General features: G+C 70.4%; 16 protein-coding genes. 9 read left to right on the top strand and 7 right to left on the bottom strand.

Annotated features, from left to right (window positions below):
* The first annotated feature begins 39 nt into the window (after positions 1–39).
* Positions 40–879 carry an oxygenase MpaB family protein gene (locus tag AC3EO4_RS42105; RefSeq protein ID WP_379576269.1) on the top strand — a complete coding sequence of 280 codons (840 nt, stop codon included), beginning with the start codon at positions 40–42 and terminating at the stop codon, positions 877–879.
* Here AC3EO4_RS42105 and AC3EO4_RS42100 read toward each other — a convergent pair.
* The 3 genes from AC3EO4_RS42100 to AC3EO4_RS42090 form a co-directional block, all read right to left on the bottom strand.
* Complete coding sequence (locus tag AC3EO4_RS42100; protein WP_379576268.1) at positions 868–1,623, bottom strand: PadR family transcriptional regulator; 756 nt, start codon at positions 1,621–1,623, stop codon at positions 868–870. The genes AC3EO4_RS42105 and AC3EO4_RS42100 overlap by 12 nt on opposite strands.
* The gene (locus AC3EO4_RS42095) at positions 1,620–2,420 is read right to left on the bottom strand and encodes a DUF4097 family beta strand repeat-containing protein (RefSeq protein WP_379576267.1); all 801 of its coding nucleotides are present in this window, start codon (positions 2,418–2,420) and stop codon (positions 1,620–1,622) included. The genes AC3EO4_RS42100 and AC3EO4_RS42095 overlap by 4 nt, the downstream gene beginning before the upstream one ends.
* Before the next feature lie 101 nt (positions 2,421–2,521).
* Complete coding sequence (locus AC3EO4_RS42090; RefSeq protein ID WP_379576335.1) at positions 2,522–2,701, bottom strand: DUF6104 family protein; 180 nt, start codon at positions 2,699–2,701, stop codon at positions 2,522–2,524.
* 159 nt (positions 2,702–2,860) lie between these two features.
* Here AC3EO4_RS42090 and AC3EO4_RS42085 point away from each other — a divergent pair, with 159 nt between their 5' ends.
* Genes AC3EO4_RS42085 through AC3EO4_RS42075 form a run of 3 tightly spaced genes read left to right on the top strand, consistent with a single transcriptional unit; the run spans position 2,861 to position 5,343 of the window.
* Positions 2,861–3,445 (top strand): RNA polymerase sigma factor, encoded by a 585-nt coding sequence (locus AC3EO4_RS42085; protein ID WP_431901207.1) that lies wholly within the window; start codon positions 2,861–2,863, stop codon positions 3,443–3,445.
* Positions 3,438–4,520 (top strand): CU044_5270 family protein, encoded by a 1,083-nt coding sequence (locus tag AC3EO4_RS42080; RefSeq protein ID WP_431901206.1) that lies wholly within the window; start codon positions 3,438–3,440, stop codon positions 4,518–4,520. Before AC3EO4_RS42085 ends, AC3EO4_RS42080 begins: the two co-directional genes overlap by 8 nt.
* Before the next feature lie 19 nt (positions 4,521–4,539).
* Positions 4,540–5,343 (top strand): hypothetical protein, encoded by an 804-nt coding sequence (locus AC3EO4_RS42075; RefSeq protein ID WP_431901204.1) that lies wholly within the window; start codon positions 4,540–4,542, stop codon positions 5,341–5,343.
* Between the two features lie 69 nt (positions 5,344–5,412).
* Here the strand turns inward: AC3EO4_RS42075 and AC3EO4_RS42070 are convergent, their stop codons facing one another.
* Together AC3EO4_RS42070 and AC3EO4_RS42065 are read right to left on the bottom strand one after the other, a co-directional pair.
* Positions 5,413–9,054, bottom strand: a complete 3,642-nt coding sequence (locus AC3EO4_RS42070; RefSeq protein ID WP_379576263.1) for a multifunctional oxoglutarate decarboxylase/oxoglutarate dehydrogenase thiamine pyrophosphate-binding subunit/dihydrolipoyllysine-residue succinyltransferase subunit — start codon at positions 9,052–9,054, stop codon at positions 5,413–5,415.
* Positions 9,055–9,258: 204 nt separating this feature from the next.
* The gene (locus AC3EO4_RS42065) at positions 9,259–9,903 is read right to left on the bottom strand and encodes a B3/B4 domain-containing protein (protein ID WP_431901202.1); all 645 of its coding nucleotides are present in this window, start codon (positions 9,901–9,903) and stop codon (positions 9,259–9,261) included.
* Positions 9,904–9,928: 25 nt separating this feature from the next.
* Between AC3EO4_RS42065 and AC3EO4_RS42060 the strand changes: the two genes are divergently transcribed.
* Genes AC3EO4_RS42060 through AC3EO4_RS42050 form a run of 3 tightly spaced genes read left to right on the top strand, consistent with a single transcriptional unit; the run spans position 9,929 to position 12,269 of the window.
* Positions 9,929–10,327, top strand: a complete 399-nt coding sequence (locus AC3EO4_RS42060; RefSeq protein ID WP_431901200.1) for a hypothetical protein — start codon at positions 9,929–9,931, stop codon at positions 10,325–10,327.
* Positions 10,328–10,365: 38 nt separating this feature from the next.
* Positions 10,366–10,920 carry a helix-turn-helix domain-containing protein gene (locus AC3EO4_RS42055; RefSeq protein ID WP_431901197.1) on the top strand — a complete coding sequence of 185 codons (555 nt, stop codon included), beginning with the start codon at positions 10,366–10,368 and terminating at the stop codon, positions 10,918–10,920.
* Entirely contained in the window at positions 10,917–12,269 is a 1,353-nt protein-coding gene (locus AC3EO4_RS42050) for an MFS transporter (protein WP_431901195.1), read from the top strand. The genes AC3EO4_RS42055 and AC3EO4_RS42050 overlap by 4 nt, the downstream gene beginning before the upstream one ends.
* On the opposite strand, the gene AC3EO4_RS42045 is transcribed toward AC3EO4_RS42050, so the two are convergent.
* Positions 12,219–12,824, bottom strand: coding sequence for a response regulator transcription factor (locus tag AC3EO4_RS42045; protein WP_379576258.1), 606 nt, complete (start codon positions 12,822–12,824; stop codon positions 12,219–12,221). The two genes, AC3EO4_RS42050 and AC3EO4_RS42045, sit on opposite strands and share 51 nt — an antisense overlap.
* A complete protein-coding gene (locus AC3EO4_RS42040) occupies positions 12,821–13,936 on the bottom strand; it encodes a sensor histidine kinase (RefSeq protein ID WP_431901193.1) in 1,116 nt (371 codons plus the stop codon). The genes AC3EO4_RS42045 and AC3EO4_RS42040 overlap by 4 nt, the downstream gene beginning before the upstream one ends.
* Before the next feature lie 93 nt (positions 13,937–14,029).
* Between AC3EO4_RS42040 and AC3EO4_RS42035 the strand changes: the two genes are divergently transcribed.
* Positions 14,030–15,088 (top strand): MBL fold metallo-hydrolase, encoded by a 1,059-nt coding sequence (locus tag AC3EO4_RS42035; protein ID WP_431901190.1) that lies wholly within the window; start codon positions 14,030–14,032, stop codon positions 15,086–15,088.
* Between the two features lie 80 nt (positions 15,089–15,168).
* The gene (locus tag AC3EO4_RS42030) at positions 15,169–15,681 is read left to right on the top strand and encodes an NADPH-dependent FMN reductase (protein ID WP_379576255.1); all 513 of its coding nucleotides are present in this window, start codon (positions 15,169–15,171) and stop codon (positions 15,679–15,681) included.
* Positions 15,682–15,745: the final 64 nt, after the last annotated feature.

Here is a 15,745-nt window from a genome sequence, read left to right as displayed (position 1 = left end):
AAAGGGAGAGAAGATGTATCACCCGGGAGGTCATGACCCATGGAGCCGTTCCGTCCCGGCACGATTCATTGGGACACCGCAGGCGAATACCGCAACCTCCTCGTGGCGGGCAGCGCGCTCGTCCTCCAGACGATGCACCCCGCCGTGGGCGCGGCCGTGGCCGAGCACTCCACCTACAGGCAGGACCCGTGGGGACGGCTCACCCGCACCCTGACCTCCGTCCAGAAGTGGGTGTACGGCGGCCCCGAAGCCGAGCGCGAGGGACTGCGGCTGCGGGAGATCCACTCCCGGATCAGCGGCACCGACGAGCGGGGCCGCTCCTACCACGCGCTCAACGGCGAGGCCTACGCCTGGGTGCATCTCACGCTGTTCGAGCGCTTCGTCGTGCTCAACCGCTACTTCGGCACGCCGTACTCCAGGGAGAAGGAGCGCCGGCTGTACGCCGAGTCGCGGCAGCTCGGGCGCATCCTGCGGGTGCCGGAACGGGAGGTGCCGCCGACACTGGACGACTTCTGGCCCTACTTCGACCGGATGGTCGCCGAGCGGCTCGAAGCGCATCCGACGGCGCTCGAGGTGCTGGCCACCATGCGCGGCACGCCCGCGCCACCGATGGTGCCCAGGCCGCTGCGCGGGATCTGGCGGCCCGTGGGGATGGGGTCGGGCGAGTTCAACTCCTTCGTCACCGTCGGAACCCTGCCGCCCGCCGTACGGGAGGTGCTCGGGCTCCACTGGTCGCAGAAGGACGAGCGGCGGCTGCGGCGGCTCGGGCGGGCGGTCGCGGCGCTGACGCCTCGCCTGCCCGAGCGGGTCCGCTACATGCCGATCGCCTACCGGGCCAGGCGGGCCGCGCGCGACCGGCGGGAGCTGCTATCCGCGTAGCGAGTCGCGGATCCGCTCCGCGGCCTCGTCGAGTGCCTCTCTGCAGTCCGACAGCGTCTCGCGGGTGAGGCGGCTCTCCGAGGCCTCCTCGCGCACCTTGGCGACGAAGTCGGCCAGCAGCTCGCCGAGCTCGGCGTCGAGCTCCGCCCTGTTGTCGGGCGTGGTGTCGTCGGAGGGGCCGCCGAGGTCACTCCACACCTGGGTCCAGACGCGGCGCCACTCCTTGCTCAGCCGCTCACCCTGGCTCTGCCACTGGGCGGCGTGCTCCATCCACTGGCGCTTCTGCTGCTCCTTGATCCGCAGCACGTCGGCCTTCTGCTGCTCGCGGATGCGGCGGGCCTCGTCGCGGCCGCCTCTCTTGACGTCCTTGGCCATCGCGGTCAGCTCCTCGCGGAGCGTCTTGACCGTCTCGCGGACGTCCTCCTTCACCTCGCGGGCGATGTCGCGGACCGAGTCGGTGATCTCCTGCTCGAGGTCGGCCAGCTCGTCCAGGCGGGAGTTGAGCTCGGCGCGGCCCTTGTCGGTGATCGAGAAGACCTTCTTGCCGTCGACCAGCTCGTGCGTGACCAGGCCCTCCTCCTCCAGCCTGGCCAGTCGCGGGTAGATCGTGCCGGGCGAGGGGGAGTAGACGCCGAGGAAGCGGTCCTGGAGCAGCCTGATCACCTCGTAGCCGTGGCGGGGGCTCTCCTCCAGCAGCTTGAGCAGGTACAGGCGGAGCCTTCCGTGGCCGAACACCGGGCTCATTCCTTCTCCCCCTTGAGCAGCGTGACATCGGCCGAGACGGTGTTGGCCGTGAGAGAGGCCATTCCACCACCCAACCTTCCTGACAGCGACTTGGTCGCTGGACGGCCGCTCGAGCGCAGCTCATCGAAGGCCGAGTCCAGGCGCCCGGTCGTGGAGCGGATCATGACATCGCTCTCCACGTCGTACGGCAGGCGGACAAGGATGTCGCCGGAGACGCTGGTCAACGTGACGTGGCCCGTCGGGCGCAGGGCCAGGTCGGCGGTGATGCGGCCGGAGATCGTGTTGGCACGCAGCCTTCTCGGCGTGCCGCCCGCGACCGCCAGGTCGCCCGACACGCTCTTGAACGCCAGGTCGCCCTCCATCGCCCTGCTCTCGACGTCACCGGAGACGGTCTCGGCGTTGACGTCGCCGCTGACGCCGTCCAGGACGATCTCGCCGGAGACGCTGCGGACGTTGGTGCGGCGCTCGAACCCGGCGACGACGGCCGAGGCGGAGACGACGCCGACGCTGAGCGGGCAGTCCTTGGGAACGGTGATCGTCAGAGTGGTCGCGCGCTTGCCGGACCGCTTGAGCCAGCCGAGCAGGCCGTCCCACGTGAGGTCCTTGTAGGCGACGGTGAGCGTGCCGTCCTCGTCATGGGTGACGATCAGCGGCGAGGAGTCGATCTCGGCGACCTCGAGCGTCGGTGGTCCTTCGCTGGCCAGGACGGCCAGCCGTCCTGCTACCACGCGCACGTTGAGCGCGCGCACGGCGTCGAACGTGAGCTGCTGGGGGCTCTCGATCGTCCACTGTGACATGGTTCCGTCCTTCGTTCCCGACACGTCCGACACAAGACACGATATGTCGCGTTTCGCGAAACATCAAGATGTATCGCGTTTGGCGTGTCGAGAACCAGGCGTCACTCGTCGTCGTCGGACTCGTGGCGCGCCAGCCACGTGGCCAGGCGCTCGATCGGCGTCTCGAAGTCGGGGTTGAGGTCGACGAACTCGCGCAGCCGCTCGCCCAGCCAGAGGATGCTGACCTCCTCCTCGCCGCGACGCTCGACGAGCTCCTCGATCCCCCGGTCGGTGAAGTACATCTCTCTCCTGTTCACTCGGTCGAGGCGGTCTCGCGACCGTGAGGTAACTCTAACGAGCGGCCACGACTGCTCTGCCTGCGCCTCCGCCCGCCATGAACCTTTTGCGCGCGGGCCGGTAAGTACAGGCGTTCGCCCCCATCCCGGACTGAAAGGCACTTTATGCCCCAGCCCGCCGCGACCCTCGAGGTCGCCGACGCCGAGCTGATCCGGCGGTCGTGGCAGGAACCCGAGGCGTTCGCCGCGGTGTTCGACCGCCACGCCCCACGGCTGCACGGATATGCCGTGCGGCGGCTCGGCCCCGACGCGGCCGAGGACGTCGTCTCCGAGACGTTCCTGGCCGCCTTCCAGAACCGCCGCCGGTACGACCCGGAGTACCCCGACGCCACGCCATGGCTGTACGGCATCGCCTCCAACGTGATCGGCAAACGCCGCAGGGAGGAGATCACCCGCTACCGCGCCTACGTACGAGGCGGCGTGGACCCCATGGAGATCGCCGGCGGCCTCGTCGAGGACGGCGTGACGACGCTGACGGTGAACCGGCCGCTGGTCGCTGCGCTGGCCGGGCTGAGGTCAGGCGACCGCGACGTGCTGCTGCTGATCGCGTGGGTGGGACTGAGCTACGAGGAGGTCGCGCGGGCGCTGGACATCCCCGTGGGGACGGTCCGCTCACGGCTCAACAGGGCCAGGAAGAAGGCCCGGCAGGCACTGGAGGACACCGAACGGAAGGACGGCATCGATGGATGAGATGAATGAGATGGACGCGCTGCGCCGCCTGTGGGCGGGCACGCCCGACGGGTCGGCGGCGGACCTCGCCGGCTCCCGCGCCCTCATGGAGCGCGCCTATGTGAAGGACCGGCAGGAGGACCGGCGTGCGCGGGGGCCGCGCCGGATCCTCCGCAGCGCGGTCAGGATGCCTGGCCCCCTGTTCAAGGGCATGGCCGCCGTCACCGTCGCGGCCGCCGTCGTCGTGGCGACCCAGCTCGTCCCCGGTGCGGTGCCCCCCGCGAGCGCCCAGGAACTGCTCGCGAGGGCGGCCGACGCCGCGTCGGAACAGACCGAGCTGAAGCTGAGGCCGGGGCAGTACCTCCATGTCAGGTCGGTGGCCGCACGGCACATGACGGTCGGGCGCAAGGACGGCACCGGCGTCGACCACCTGGCCATCAAGGTCGCCGAGGACACCTGGGAGCCCGCGGAGCCGGGTAAGCCGTGGCTTGTCAGGGAGGAGCCCAAGGGCGTCGCCCCCTATCCGGGCAGCAGACCTGTTCCCTCCGTACCGGGAATGGCGGGCGTCGACGAGAGCGTCTACGAGTCCTCCTGCGACAAGACCCCCGGCGACGAGCTCTCCTACCTGCGGCTCGGCGAGTGGCCCACCGACGTGGCCGCGCTGCGCGCCAGGATCGAGAAGGTCGCCGCGCAGCAGGAAGGGCCAGGACACCTGCGGCTGTGGCTGACGATCAGCGACCTGATCAAGAAGTCGGCCGCCAGGCCCAGCCTGGCCGCGCCCCTGTTCGAGGTGGCGTCGAGCCTGGAGGGCATCACGCTCGTCCCCGACGTCACCGACGCCGCGGGCAGGCCCGGCATGGCCGTCGGCATGGCCGAGGACGAGACCATGCGCTCCGAGCTGGTCTTCGACAAGGAGACCTACCGCTACCTCGGCATCCGCTACGTCGTCACCAAGGACAGGACAGAGAACCCGGGCGGCCGCGCGTACGTCGTGCCCAGGGGCACCGCCACCGGCACCGCCCTGCTCGGGGTCGAGGCGGCCGACGCGATGCCCGAGCCGTCACCTCAGGCTTCCCGACTCCGGATTCCCTGCTAGGTAAGGAAGAACACGCACCATGTTGTTGATCAACGCCCTGCTGGTGGCGGCCGTCGCCGTCACCCCCTCACCCGAGTACGACACCGCCCACGCCAACGCGGTCAAGCTGGAGCAGGCCCAGCTCTCCTGCATGAAGGCGGCGGGCCTGGAGTACCGGCCCGACGACATCGAGAAGGCCACCAGGAGCGACGCCGACCGCAGGGCCCTCAACGGCGACTACGCCGCCATGCGCGCCAAGCGGGCCAAGGAGGGCTTCGGCGTCTGGTCGTGGCACGTCTACCCCGAGAGCCACGAAGGAAGGGACCACCCGAACAACAAGATCGTCCTGGCGCTGCCAGAGAAGGAGCACAAGGCCTACAGGGCCGCCCAGGACAAGTGCTTCGTCGAGTCGGTCAAGACCGTCCTCGGCAAGGACGTCGACTCGTGGGAGGACTACGCCGCACAGCACGACGCCACCTACGACAAGCTGGCCGACACCGAGCTGAACGGCTCGGCGAACCTGGTCAAGCTGGGCAAGTCCTTCGCCACCTGCCTCAAGGTCACCCCCGCCAAGCCGACGGACATGGCCGAGCGAGGGCGCAAGGTCTTCCTCGACGAGCGCACGGAGGTCGCTCGTCAGCAGGGCGTGCGCGCGCCGGCCAACGCCAAGATCATGTTCCCGAGCATGACGCCCGCGCAGGCAAGGCCGTACCTGAAGAAGGAGGTCAAGGCCGCGCTCGAGGACCTGGCCTGCGGTAAGGACTTCTACGCCGCCTACGCGCCCCAGGCGTGGAAGCTCCAGCAGAAGGTCTACGCGGAGTACGGCCTGCCCTTCGCCTGGTAGACCCCCGGCACCCTCCGGGAAGCCGAACGCCCCGGCCTGTCACACAGGCCGGGGCGTTTCGGTGTCACGTCAGCCGAACAGCGCGTGCTGGATCTCCTCCAGCTCCCTGTCGTGAGCGGCGTGGGAGCCGGTCGCGGGGGAGCTGTTGGGCGTGCGGGAGACCCTGCGCAGGCGGCGACCGCCGAACAGGTCGGGGTTCTCCGCCAGCTTCAGCGTGAGGTACGGCCACGGCCCCATGTTGACCGGCTCGTCCTGCGCCCAGACCAGCTCCACGGTGGGGCTGTAGCGGGCGAGCTCGGCGTTGAGCTCGTCCTCGGGGAACGGGTAGAGCCGCTCGATGCGGACGATCGCCGTGTTGTCGGCGGCGGGCGACTTCTCGCGGGCCGCGGCGAGGTCGTAGTAGACCTTGCCGGAGCACAGCACGACCTTGGTGACCTTGCCGGGGTCGACCGTGGTGTCGCCGATGACCGGCTGGAAGGTGCCGGAGGTGAACTCGGCGGCGCTCGAGGTCGCCTTCTTGTGCCGCAGCAGCGACTTGGGCGTGAAGACGACCAGCGGCTTGTGCCTGCCCGACTCGACCTGCCAGCGCAGCAGGTGGAAGTAGTTGGCAGGGGTGGTCGGCTGCACGACGGTCATGTTGTCGAGCGCGCAGACCTGCAGGAAGCGTTCGATGCGGGCCGAGGAGTGATCGGGGCCCTGACCCTCGTAGCCGTGCGGCAGCAGCAGCACGACGCCGGACTTCTGGCCCCACTTCTGCTCACCGGAGGAGATGAACTCGTCGATGATCGTCTGGGCGCCGTTGACGAAGTCGCCGAACTGCGCCTCCCACGCGACGAGCGCGTCCGGCCTGACCACGCTGTAGCCGTACTCGAAGCCCAGCGCCGCGTACTCGCTCAGCAGCGAGTCGTAGACGTAGAACTTCGTCGTGCCCTGGTTGAAGGTCTTGAGCGGCGTGTGGTCCTCGCCGGTGAGCCGGTCGACCAGCACGGCGTGGCGCTGGACGAACGTGCCGCGGCGGGAGTCCTGGCCGACCAGCCGGACGGGGTGACCGTCGATGAGCAGCGAGCCGAAGGCGATGGTCTCGCCCATGGCCCAGTCGATGCTGTCCTGCTCCACCATCTGGCCGCGGCGCTGGATGATCGGCGCCAGACGCGGGTGAGGGGTGAAGCCCTCGGGCAGGTTGAGCTGGGTGTCGACCACGCGCTTCAGCGTCTCGTCGGAGATCGCCGTCGGCGTGTCGGCGTGGGACCACTTGACGACCTCGGTGGCGCGCACCTGGAGCTCGCCGGAGTCGGTCGGGTGCTTGGCCGCCTCGCGGACCTCGGTGAAGGCCTGCTCCAGCTTCGCCTGGTAGTCGCGCAGCGCCGACTCGGCCTCCTCGACCGTGATGTCGCCGCGGCCGATCAGCGCCTCGGTGTAGAGCTTCCTGGTCGAACGCTTGGCGTCGATGATGTCGTACATCAGCGGCTGCGTGTAGGCCGGGTTGTCGCCCTCGTTGTGGCCGCGGCGGCGGTAGCAGACCATGTCGATGACGACGTCCTTGCGGAAGGTCTGGCGGTACTCGTAGGCCAGCCTGCCGACGCGGACGACCGCCTCGGGGTCGTCGCCGTTGACGTGGAAGATCGGCGCCTGGATCATCCGCGCCACGTCCGTCGCGTAGACGCTGCTGCGCGAGGAGGCGGGCGAGGTGGTGAAGCCGACCTGGTTGTTGACCACGATGTGCACGGTTCCGCCGGTGCGGTAGCCGCGCAGCTGCGACAGGTTGAGCGTCTCGGCCACCACGCCCTGGCCCGCGAAGGCGGCGTCGCCGTGGACGAGCACGGGCAGGACCGAGAAGCCCTCCTCGCCGCGCTCCAGCAGGTCCTGCTTGGCGCGCACGACGCCTTCGAGGACCGGGTCGACCGCCTCCAGGTGGGAGGGGTTGGCGACCACGGAGGAGACGATGGTCTTGCCGGTCGGCGCGGTGAAGGTGCCGCTGGCGCCCAGGTGGTACTTCACGTCGCCGGAGCCGTGGGCGGTGCGCGGGTCGATGTTGCCCTCGAACTCGCCGAAGATCTGGCCGTAGGACTTGCCCACGATGTTGGCCAGCACGTTGAGGCGGCCGCGGTGGGCCATGCCGATGACGACCTCGTCGAGGTTCTCGCCCGCGGCCTCGCTGATGACCGAGTCGAGCAGCGGGATGAGGGACTCGGCGCCCTCCAGGGAGAAGCGCTTCTGGCCGACGAACTTCGTCTGCAGGAAGGTCTCGAACGCCTCCGCCGTGTTGAGGCGCGCGAGCACGTGGAGCTGCTCCTCGCGGTCGGGCTTGGCGTGGGGCTTCTCCACCCGAGCCTGGATCCAGGCCCGCTCCTCCGGGTTCTGGATGTGCATGTACTCGATGCCGACGGTGCGGCAGTAGGAGTCACGCAGCACGCCGAGGATCTCGCGCAGCTTCATCAGCGGGCGGCCGCCGAAACCGCCGGTGGCGAACTCGCGCTCCAGGTCCCACAGCGTCAGGCCGTGGGACTGGATGTCGAGGTCGGGGTGCTTGCGCTGCTTGTACTCCAGCGGGTCGGTCTCGGCCATGAGGTGGCCGCGAACCCGGTAGGCGTGGATGAGCTCGATCACGCGGGCGGACTTGGCCACGTCGTCGTCGTGGGAGGCCGAGACGTCCCGCGTCCAGCGGACCGGCTCGTACGGGATCCTGAGCGCCTCGAAGATCTCGTCGTAGAAGCCGTCCTCGCCCAGCAGCAGCCGGTGGATCGTGCGCAGGAAGTCGCCCGACTGGGCGCCCTGGATGATCCGGTGGTCGTAGGTGCTGGTGAGCGTCATCACCTTGGAGACGGCCAGGCGCGAGAGCGTGTCGGGCGAGGCGCCCTGATACTCGGCCGGGTACTCCATCGCGCCGACGCCGATGATCGTGCCCTGTCCTGGCATCAGGCGCGGCACCGAGTGGACGGTGCCGATCGTGCCAGGGTTGGTCAGCGAGATCGTGGTGCCGGCGAAGTCGTCGACGCCGAGCTTGCCCGAGCGGGCCTTGCGGACGACGTCCTCGTAGGCCATCCAGAACTGGCGGAAGTCCATGTCCTCGGTGGCCTTGATCGACGGCACGAGGAGCTGGCGCTCGCCGTTGCTCTTCTGGACGTCGATCGCCAGGCCGAAGCCGACGTGTTCGGGCTTGACCAGCGTGGGCTTGCCGTCGACCTCGGCATAGGAGAAGTTCATCTCCGGCATGGTCTTCAGCGCCTTGACGATGGCGTAGCCGATCAGGTGCGTGAAGGAGACCTTGCCGCCGCGACCGCGCGCGAGGTGATTGTTGATCACGATGCGGTTGTCGATGAGCAGCTTGGCGGGAATGGCCCTCACGCTGGTGGCCGTCGGCACGACCAGCGAGGCGTCCATGTTCGCCGCCGTGCGGGCCGCGGCGCCGCGGAGCTTGACCTCTTCGGCGCCGGCGGGCACGGGGGTGGAGACCTTGGGCTTCTCAGTAGCGGTGGTAGTCACGGCGGCCTTAGGAGCAGCGGGGGCGGGCGCGGTCGCTGTGCCGTTCGCCGCCTCCCTGGCCGGGGTTCTGCCCGGTCCATAGTCAGGGTTGTAGTCAGCGAAGAAGTTCCACCAAGCCTTGTCTACAGACTCGGGGTCCTGGAGATACTTCTGGTACAGCTCGTCGACAAGCCATTCGTTCTGCCCAAAGCTTGCCAGCGGGTTTGTCCGCGACGACTCAGACGACACGGCGGAAATCGCCCTCTTCCGCAGATCGGCGTTGATGATAGAGAACCTGTCCAAGGCTACTCGCCTCGACCGGCAGAGTGTGCCCTTGAGGCCACACCACTCCGCCTGATCCTCTCAGGAGAGTCCGAAGTGGTCACGCCTCCCCAGTCATTCCTGGGGGTGCAGCCATTGTTACCATTCGGTATCAACGATCAGGGGGAGTTTTTACCTCCCGCTAACAATGAGCCGGGTTTCGACCCTTATGTCCGGTGTGATGCGAATCAGCAGGTCGGCCAGCTCCTCCCCGGCCTCCTTCAACTCCTCCAGCGAGAGCGGTTCGAGCCGTTCCAGGAGGAAGAGCGCGTCGGTGGTCTCCTCGGTGATCCTGGTGCGCACCACCTGCCGCCAGTTCCAGCGCCTGCAGGTGACGCCGGCGTCGTCGCGCCAGATCACCTCGCCCGCGTCGGGCGTGCCGAGCGCCTCCTCTGAGGGCTCGTCTCCCGCGGCCCGCATCAGGTGCGCCGCGCCCCGGTAGTGGCGCAGGTCCTCGCCGCCGATCGGGAGCACGTGCTTGACGCTGACGGAGTTGTAGGCGTCGACCACGAGGTTGATCTCGGGCAGGGGCAGCCGGCGGGTCAGCGCGTCGACCGAGGGCCTGGTCCGCTGCGGCTTGGCGCCGAAGGCCCGGTAGGCCTCGCGCCACGGGTCGATCTTCTCCTGCCGTACGGCATGCGACGATGCCTCCTCGAGCCACGCGCGCGAGCGGTCGTCCGTGGGACCGTTGCGCAGGCCGTACGCGGTCATGGCCAGAACGGCGAAGTCGGGCCTCAGCTCGAAGATCTCAGGATCAACGCGAACGTCTTCAATCATCTCCCCAGCCTAGAAGGACCCTGGTATGAACCATCTCGTCCTCGACCTGAAGTACCACTGGGCCGTCTTCGGTCTCGCCATCTTCAAGCCCGTGGTGACGCTGAACGGCTACCCGGTCCCTGTCGCGTGGGGGCGGAACGTGATCCCCGTGGCGCCCGGCGCCCATCACCTCCACGTGCACATCCCCGGCATCCTGCCGCCCCAGGTCGGCAAGGCCGACCTCCAGGTGTGGGTGGCGCAGGGCCAGTCGCTTCCCGTGGAGTACCGCGCCCCGGTGTGGTCCTTCTCCCCGGGCGCGCTCGGTCAGGCCCCGCAGCCGTGGAACGGCCTGGTCTACCAGCTGGTGCTGCTGGGCGCGCTGCTCGTTCCGCTGGCGTTCATCCTCGTCCTGCTCGGCGCGGTGCTGGTATCGATCGCAAATTAGTCTTTGCAAAATACTCTTTGCGATTTAGCCTGGGCGGCATGGAAGAGGCGTTCCACATCAGCGATCCGCGCACGCTGAAGGTCGTCGCCCACCCGCTCAGGGTCAGGCTGCTCGGCCTGCTGCGCGCGGAGGGGCCCGCCACGGCCAGCGCGCTGGGGCGGAAGGTGGGAGAGAGCTCAGGCTCGACCAGCTACCACCTGCGCGAGCTGGCCAAGTACGGCTTCATCGAGGAGGACCCCTCGCCCGACGCCAGGGAACGCCGCTGGCGCGCCCGCCACCGCTACACCGAGTGGAACACCGCCGAGCTGTCGGCCACCCCTGAAGGCAGGGAAGCCGTCACGATCATGGCGCTGCGCCAGATCGAGGCGATCGTCCGTTCGATGGAGGAGTTCCAGGCGGACGACTGGCCCGCGGAGTGGATCGAGGCGGCAGGCATGGGCGACGCGCTGGTCAGGCTCACTCCGGAGGGGGTGAAGGAGTACTTCGCGCGCGTCGCGGACCTGCAGCGCGAGCTCGAGGCCAGGTACGGCGACGCCGCCTCCGCCGAGCAGGTCCACCTCGGCACCACGGCCTTTCCCAGGAGGAAGCGATGACTCCCCTGTCCGCGCGCCGCCGGTACATGCTCGTCAGCCTGCTCACCTGGCTGCCGCCCGGCCTGATGATGGCGCCGATGGTGCTGCTCATGACCGAGCGGGGGCTCAGCATCTCCCAGGTCGGTGCGGTCATGGCGGTCTACTCCGCCGTGAGCGTCGCGCTCGAGCTGCCCACGGGCGGGCTGGCCGACGTCGTGGGACGCAGGGTCGTGCTGTCGGCCTCCGCGGCCTTCACGGCAGCGGGGCTGTCGCTGATGGTCGTGGCGGACTCCTTCCTGCTCTTCGCGGTCGGCGCGGTGCTCAAGGGCGCGGCGAGGGCGCTGTCCAGCGGGCCCGCGGAGGCGTGGTACGTCGACACCCTGCACACGCTCGAAGGCCCTGACGCCGACCTCAAGCCGGGGCTGTCCAGGGGGCACGCCATGGAGTCCGTGGCGCTGTGCGGCGGCACGCTCGCCGGTGGCCTCGTGCCGCCGGTCGTGCCGGGAGGGCTGGCCGTACCGCCCGCGATGGGCGCGGGCGCGGCGGTCCTGCTGCTGGTGGTGGCGCTCTTCGCGCTGCCCGAGCCGCCGCACGCGCGGCGCGGGCTCGGCGAGGTCCTGAGGGCCGTGCCCACGACCGTCGTCACGGGGCTGCGCATGGCGCTGCTCGACGTCGTGCTGCGGCGGCTGATGCCGATCGCGGCCGTCTTCGGTGTGGCCCTGGTGGCCGTCGAACTGCTGACCCCGGTACGGCTGGCCGCGCTCACGGGACAGGCGGAGACCGGCGCGACCGCCTACGCCTTCGTCGCCGCGATCGGCTTCGCCGCCAGTGCCCTCGGCAGCGCGCTGGCCCCGAGGATCGCCGTGCTCCTGGGCGGTTCGGTGGGGGGCTCGGGGTCCGGCACGGTGCGCGGCTCGGCGGGCGGCGCGGCGGGCGGCGCGGCGGCCGGAACGGTGGGCGGCTCGGTGCGCGGCGCGGCGGCCGGCATCGTGGTGACGGCGCTGTCGCTGGCCGCGCTCGCCGCCACCGCGGGGCTGACAGGGGCGGCGGGGCTGGTGTCGGCGGGGCTCGCCTACGCGGGCATGTTCACCGGGCTGTCGATCAACGCCCTGCTGCTCTCCGAGCTGACCCACCTGCGCGTCACCGCTGCCGAGCGCGCCACCATGACGTCGGTGTCGTCCATGTCGCTCCAGGCGGGCGCGGGACTGGCCAACCTCGGGCTCGCCTCGCTCGCGCTCGGTCTCGGCACGGCCGGCGCGTGGTGGCCGGCCGCCGCGCTCGTGCTGGCCTCCGCGCTGCTTCTCGTGAGGCTGCCCGCCCTACAGCCATCCGTGCTCGCGAGCCAGCCTGACGGCCTCCGCCCGGTTTGACGTGCCGAGCTTGGTGACCGCCGCCGCCAGGTAGTTGCGGACGGTCCCGTTCGACAGATGCGTACGGCGGGCGATCACCGCCACCGGCGTGTCGAACTCCGCCAGCCGCAGCACCTCCAGCTCGCGCGGCGTGAGCGGGCACTCGGGGGCGGTCAGGGCGTCGGCCGCCAGACCGGGATCCACGTACCGGCCGCCACCGTGGACCCGCCTGATCACCTCGGCCAGCGCGCCGCCGGGCGAGCCCTTGGGCAGGAAGCCCTTCGCGCCCGCGTCGAGTGCCCGCTTGAGCAGCGGCGGCCTGCCGTGCCCTGTGAGGATCACCACTCCACACGAGGGCAGCGCGGTGGCCAGCTCGGCGCTGACCTCGAGCCCGCCGAGCGCGGGCATCTCCAGGTCGACCACGGCCACGTCGGGGCGGTGCGACAGCGCGAGGTCGACGGCGGACCTGCCGTCCGCGGCCTGGGCGACGACCTCGAGGTCGGGTTCGAGCCCCAGCAGCGCGGCCAGGGCCGTCCTGATCAGCTCCTCGTCGTCGGCGAGCAGCACCTTGATCACAGCGTCACCTCCAGCGTGAACACGTCGCCCTCGGCCCGCGCGCGCAGCGTGCCGCCCGCCTCCGCGAGCCGGTCGCGCAGTCCGCGCAGGCCCGAGCTGTGGCGGTCGGGTGTGGAGGGCCCTGCCCCGTCGTTCGTCGCGCCGTCGTTCGTCACGGTCATGCGCACCCTGCCGGCCTCCCGCGCCATCTCGATCGTGCACCAGGCGGCCTTGCTGTGCCGAAGGACGTTCGTCGACGCCTCGCGCAGCACGACGGCGAGGTGGGCGGCGCTCTCCCGCGGCAGCTCGCCCGCCGTACCGTCGACCGTGCAGCGCACGCCGGAGGAGCGCAGCACCTGGGCGACGGCGGCGAGCTGGGCGGGCAGATCCACCTCGCGGTAGCCGTGGACGGCCGCGCGCAGGTCGGTGAGCGCGGTGGCGGCCAGACGGCGCAGGTCCGCGGCCTCCCGCGCGGCCCGCTCGGGGGAGAGCGTGATCAGCCGCTCGGCCAGCTCGGCCTTGAGCGCGATCACCGACAGGTCGTGACCGAGCAGGTCGTGCACGTCGCGCGCGAACCGCAGCCGTTCCTCCGCGGCGGCGAGCCTGGCCTGGGCGGCCCTGCCCTCGTGCGCTTCGAGCAGCAGGTTCCAGAGCCACACGTGCAGGCCGCTGACCGCGAGCGTGGAAAGGCCGAGCAGGAGCGTGATCACGACGTACAGGCGGACCTGGTCGCCCACCCACAGCGCCACGCCCGCGGAGGTGGCCGTGGCGGCCGCCATGATCGCCAGGGTCGCCCATCGCCGGGTCGTCACCAGCGGCGCCGTGGCCAGCACCGCGCCGCCGATCCACGCCCATGTCTCCCACGCCGGCGCGGCCAGGGGGCCGGCCAGGGGGATGGAGGCCACGGTCGCCGCGGCGAAGAGCAGGCGCTGGACGCGCCCGCGCACGGAGGGGGTGATGGCCGCGTAGAAGAGGGCCGCCTGCGCGGCGGTGAACAGCGTGACGCCGAGCCCGCCGAGGGCCGCGCGCAGGGGGTCGGGCTCGCGTAACACGCCGATGCCGGGCATGACGAGGCTCGCCATCACAGTCATGCCCAGTGTCGCCAAGGTCGCGATCCTGGCCCAGCGCAGCACGCGCGCCATTCTAGGCCGCGACTCCAGGCGGGCCGCGCCGCCGCTTCACCCCTGGGCCACCAAAACCGAACATGGTTCTGGAACAATGGTGAAATGTCGAAGTTTGTGGTGACGGCGGCGAACGAGGCTCAACGGGCCGCCTGGCTGGACGGAACGCTCCCCGCGGTCGAGAGGGTACGGCCCGGCCTGTGGTCGATCCCGGTGCCGATCCCGGTCAATCCGTTGCGCTACGTCCTGGTCTACGCCCTCGAACTGCCGGACGGCGTGGCGATCATCGACGCGGGCTGGAACACCGACGAGGCCTACGACGCGCTGGCCGCGGGCCTCGCCACGGCCGGCTACGCGATCACCGACGTCAAGGCCGTGCTCGTCACCCACATCCACCCCGACCACTACGGCCTGGCCGGACGCGTCCGCGAGGCGTCGGGCGCGTGGATCGCGCTCCACCCCGCCGACGCGAGCCTGCTGAGCGACCGCTACGACGACGAGTACGTCGAGTCGCTGGTGGAGAGGGAGAAGGCGCTCCTGGTCAGGTCGGGTGTGCCGGCGCAGACGCTGGGCGAGCTGGCGGGGGCGTCCATGATGATCAGACACATGGTCACGATGGCGCGCCCCGACCGGCTGGTCGAGGACGGCGACCGGCTCGACCTGCCCGGCTGGGACCTGCGGGCGGTGTGGACGCCGGGACACTCGCCGGGGCATCTGTGCTTCGTCTCCGACGGGCGCAAGGTGCTGTTCTCCGGCGACCACGTGCTCGCCAGGATCACTCCGATCGTGGCCGTGCACCCGCAGTCGGGGCCGAACCCGCTGGCCGACTATCTCGACGCGCTGCTCGCCGTACGCAAGCTCGATGTGGAGGAGGTGCTGCCCGCGCACGAGTACCGCTTCATGGAGCTGGCCGAGCGGGTGGACTACGTGATCGGGCATCACGAGGAGCGGCTGGCGGAGATCGCGGCCGTGGTGGCCGCTCACGACGGCATCACCTGCTGGGACATCGCGACCAGGCTGACCTGGTCGCGGCCGTGGGAGACGATCCAGCCGTTCATGCGCAGGGCCGCCAACAACGAGACGCTCGCTCACCTGGCCTGGCTGGAGGCCAGGGGGCGTGTCGTGTGCGTCCAGGGCGAGCCGGACGTCTGGCATTCTATGTAAATCAAGTAGGAAAAATTGACTTACCCCCTCTGGATGCGTAGCGTCGGTCGCGAAGGCTGAGCAGTGGCCAGAGGAGAGCGATGAGCATCGTCACCGTCGTCGGCAACCCGCGAGCGGGATCCAGGACCCATGGCGCCGCGGTGGCGGCCACCGACGCCATCGCCGCCAGACTCGGCCACGAAGGGGAGCGGGACGTGGTCGACCTGTCGGCCCTGGCCACCCACCTCCTCGACCCTGGCGCGCACGCCGGCCTGGAGGTGGCGCTCGACCTGGTGCGGGGCGCGTCGGTGATCGTGGTGGCCAGCCCCACCTACAAGGCCACCTACACGGGGCTGCTCAAGGCCTTCCTCGACCGGCTGCCGCCGAGGGGGCTGGCGGGCAGGACGGCACTGCCGGTGCTGGTCATGGGCGACCCCAGGCACGCCCTCGCCGTCGAGGCCCACTTCCGCCCGCTGCTGGTGGAGCTCGGGGCCGTCGTGCCCACCCCGGGGCTCGCGCTGCTCGAGTCGGACCTGCCGGGCGACGAGGTGCTCGCGGCGTGGGCCGACCTGGTCGCGCCGCAGATCCGGCTGAAGGAGAGCGCTCTGAGCTGACCGCCGGCGACGGCCCTGCGGGCTGGTGAACGGCCCGCTGGGCGGACGCCGATCGACGGCCGGA

Source organism: Nonomuraea sp. bgisy101, assembly GCF_057708945.1.
The sequence above is the reverse complement of the archived record's forward strand: the minus strand, read 5'-3'. Positions and strand labels throughout refer to the sequence as shown.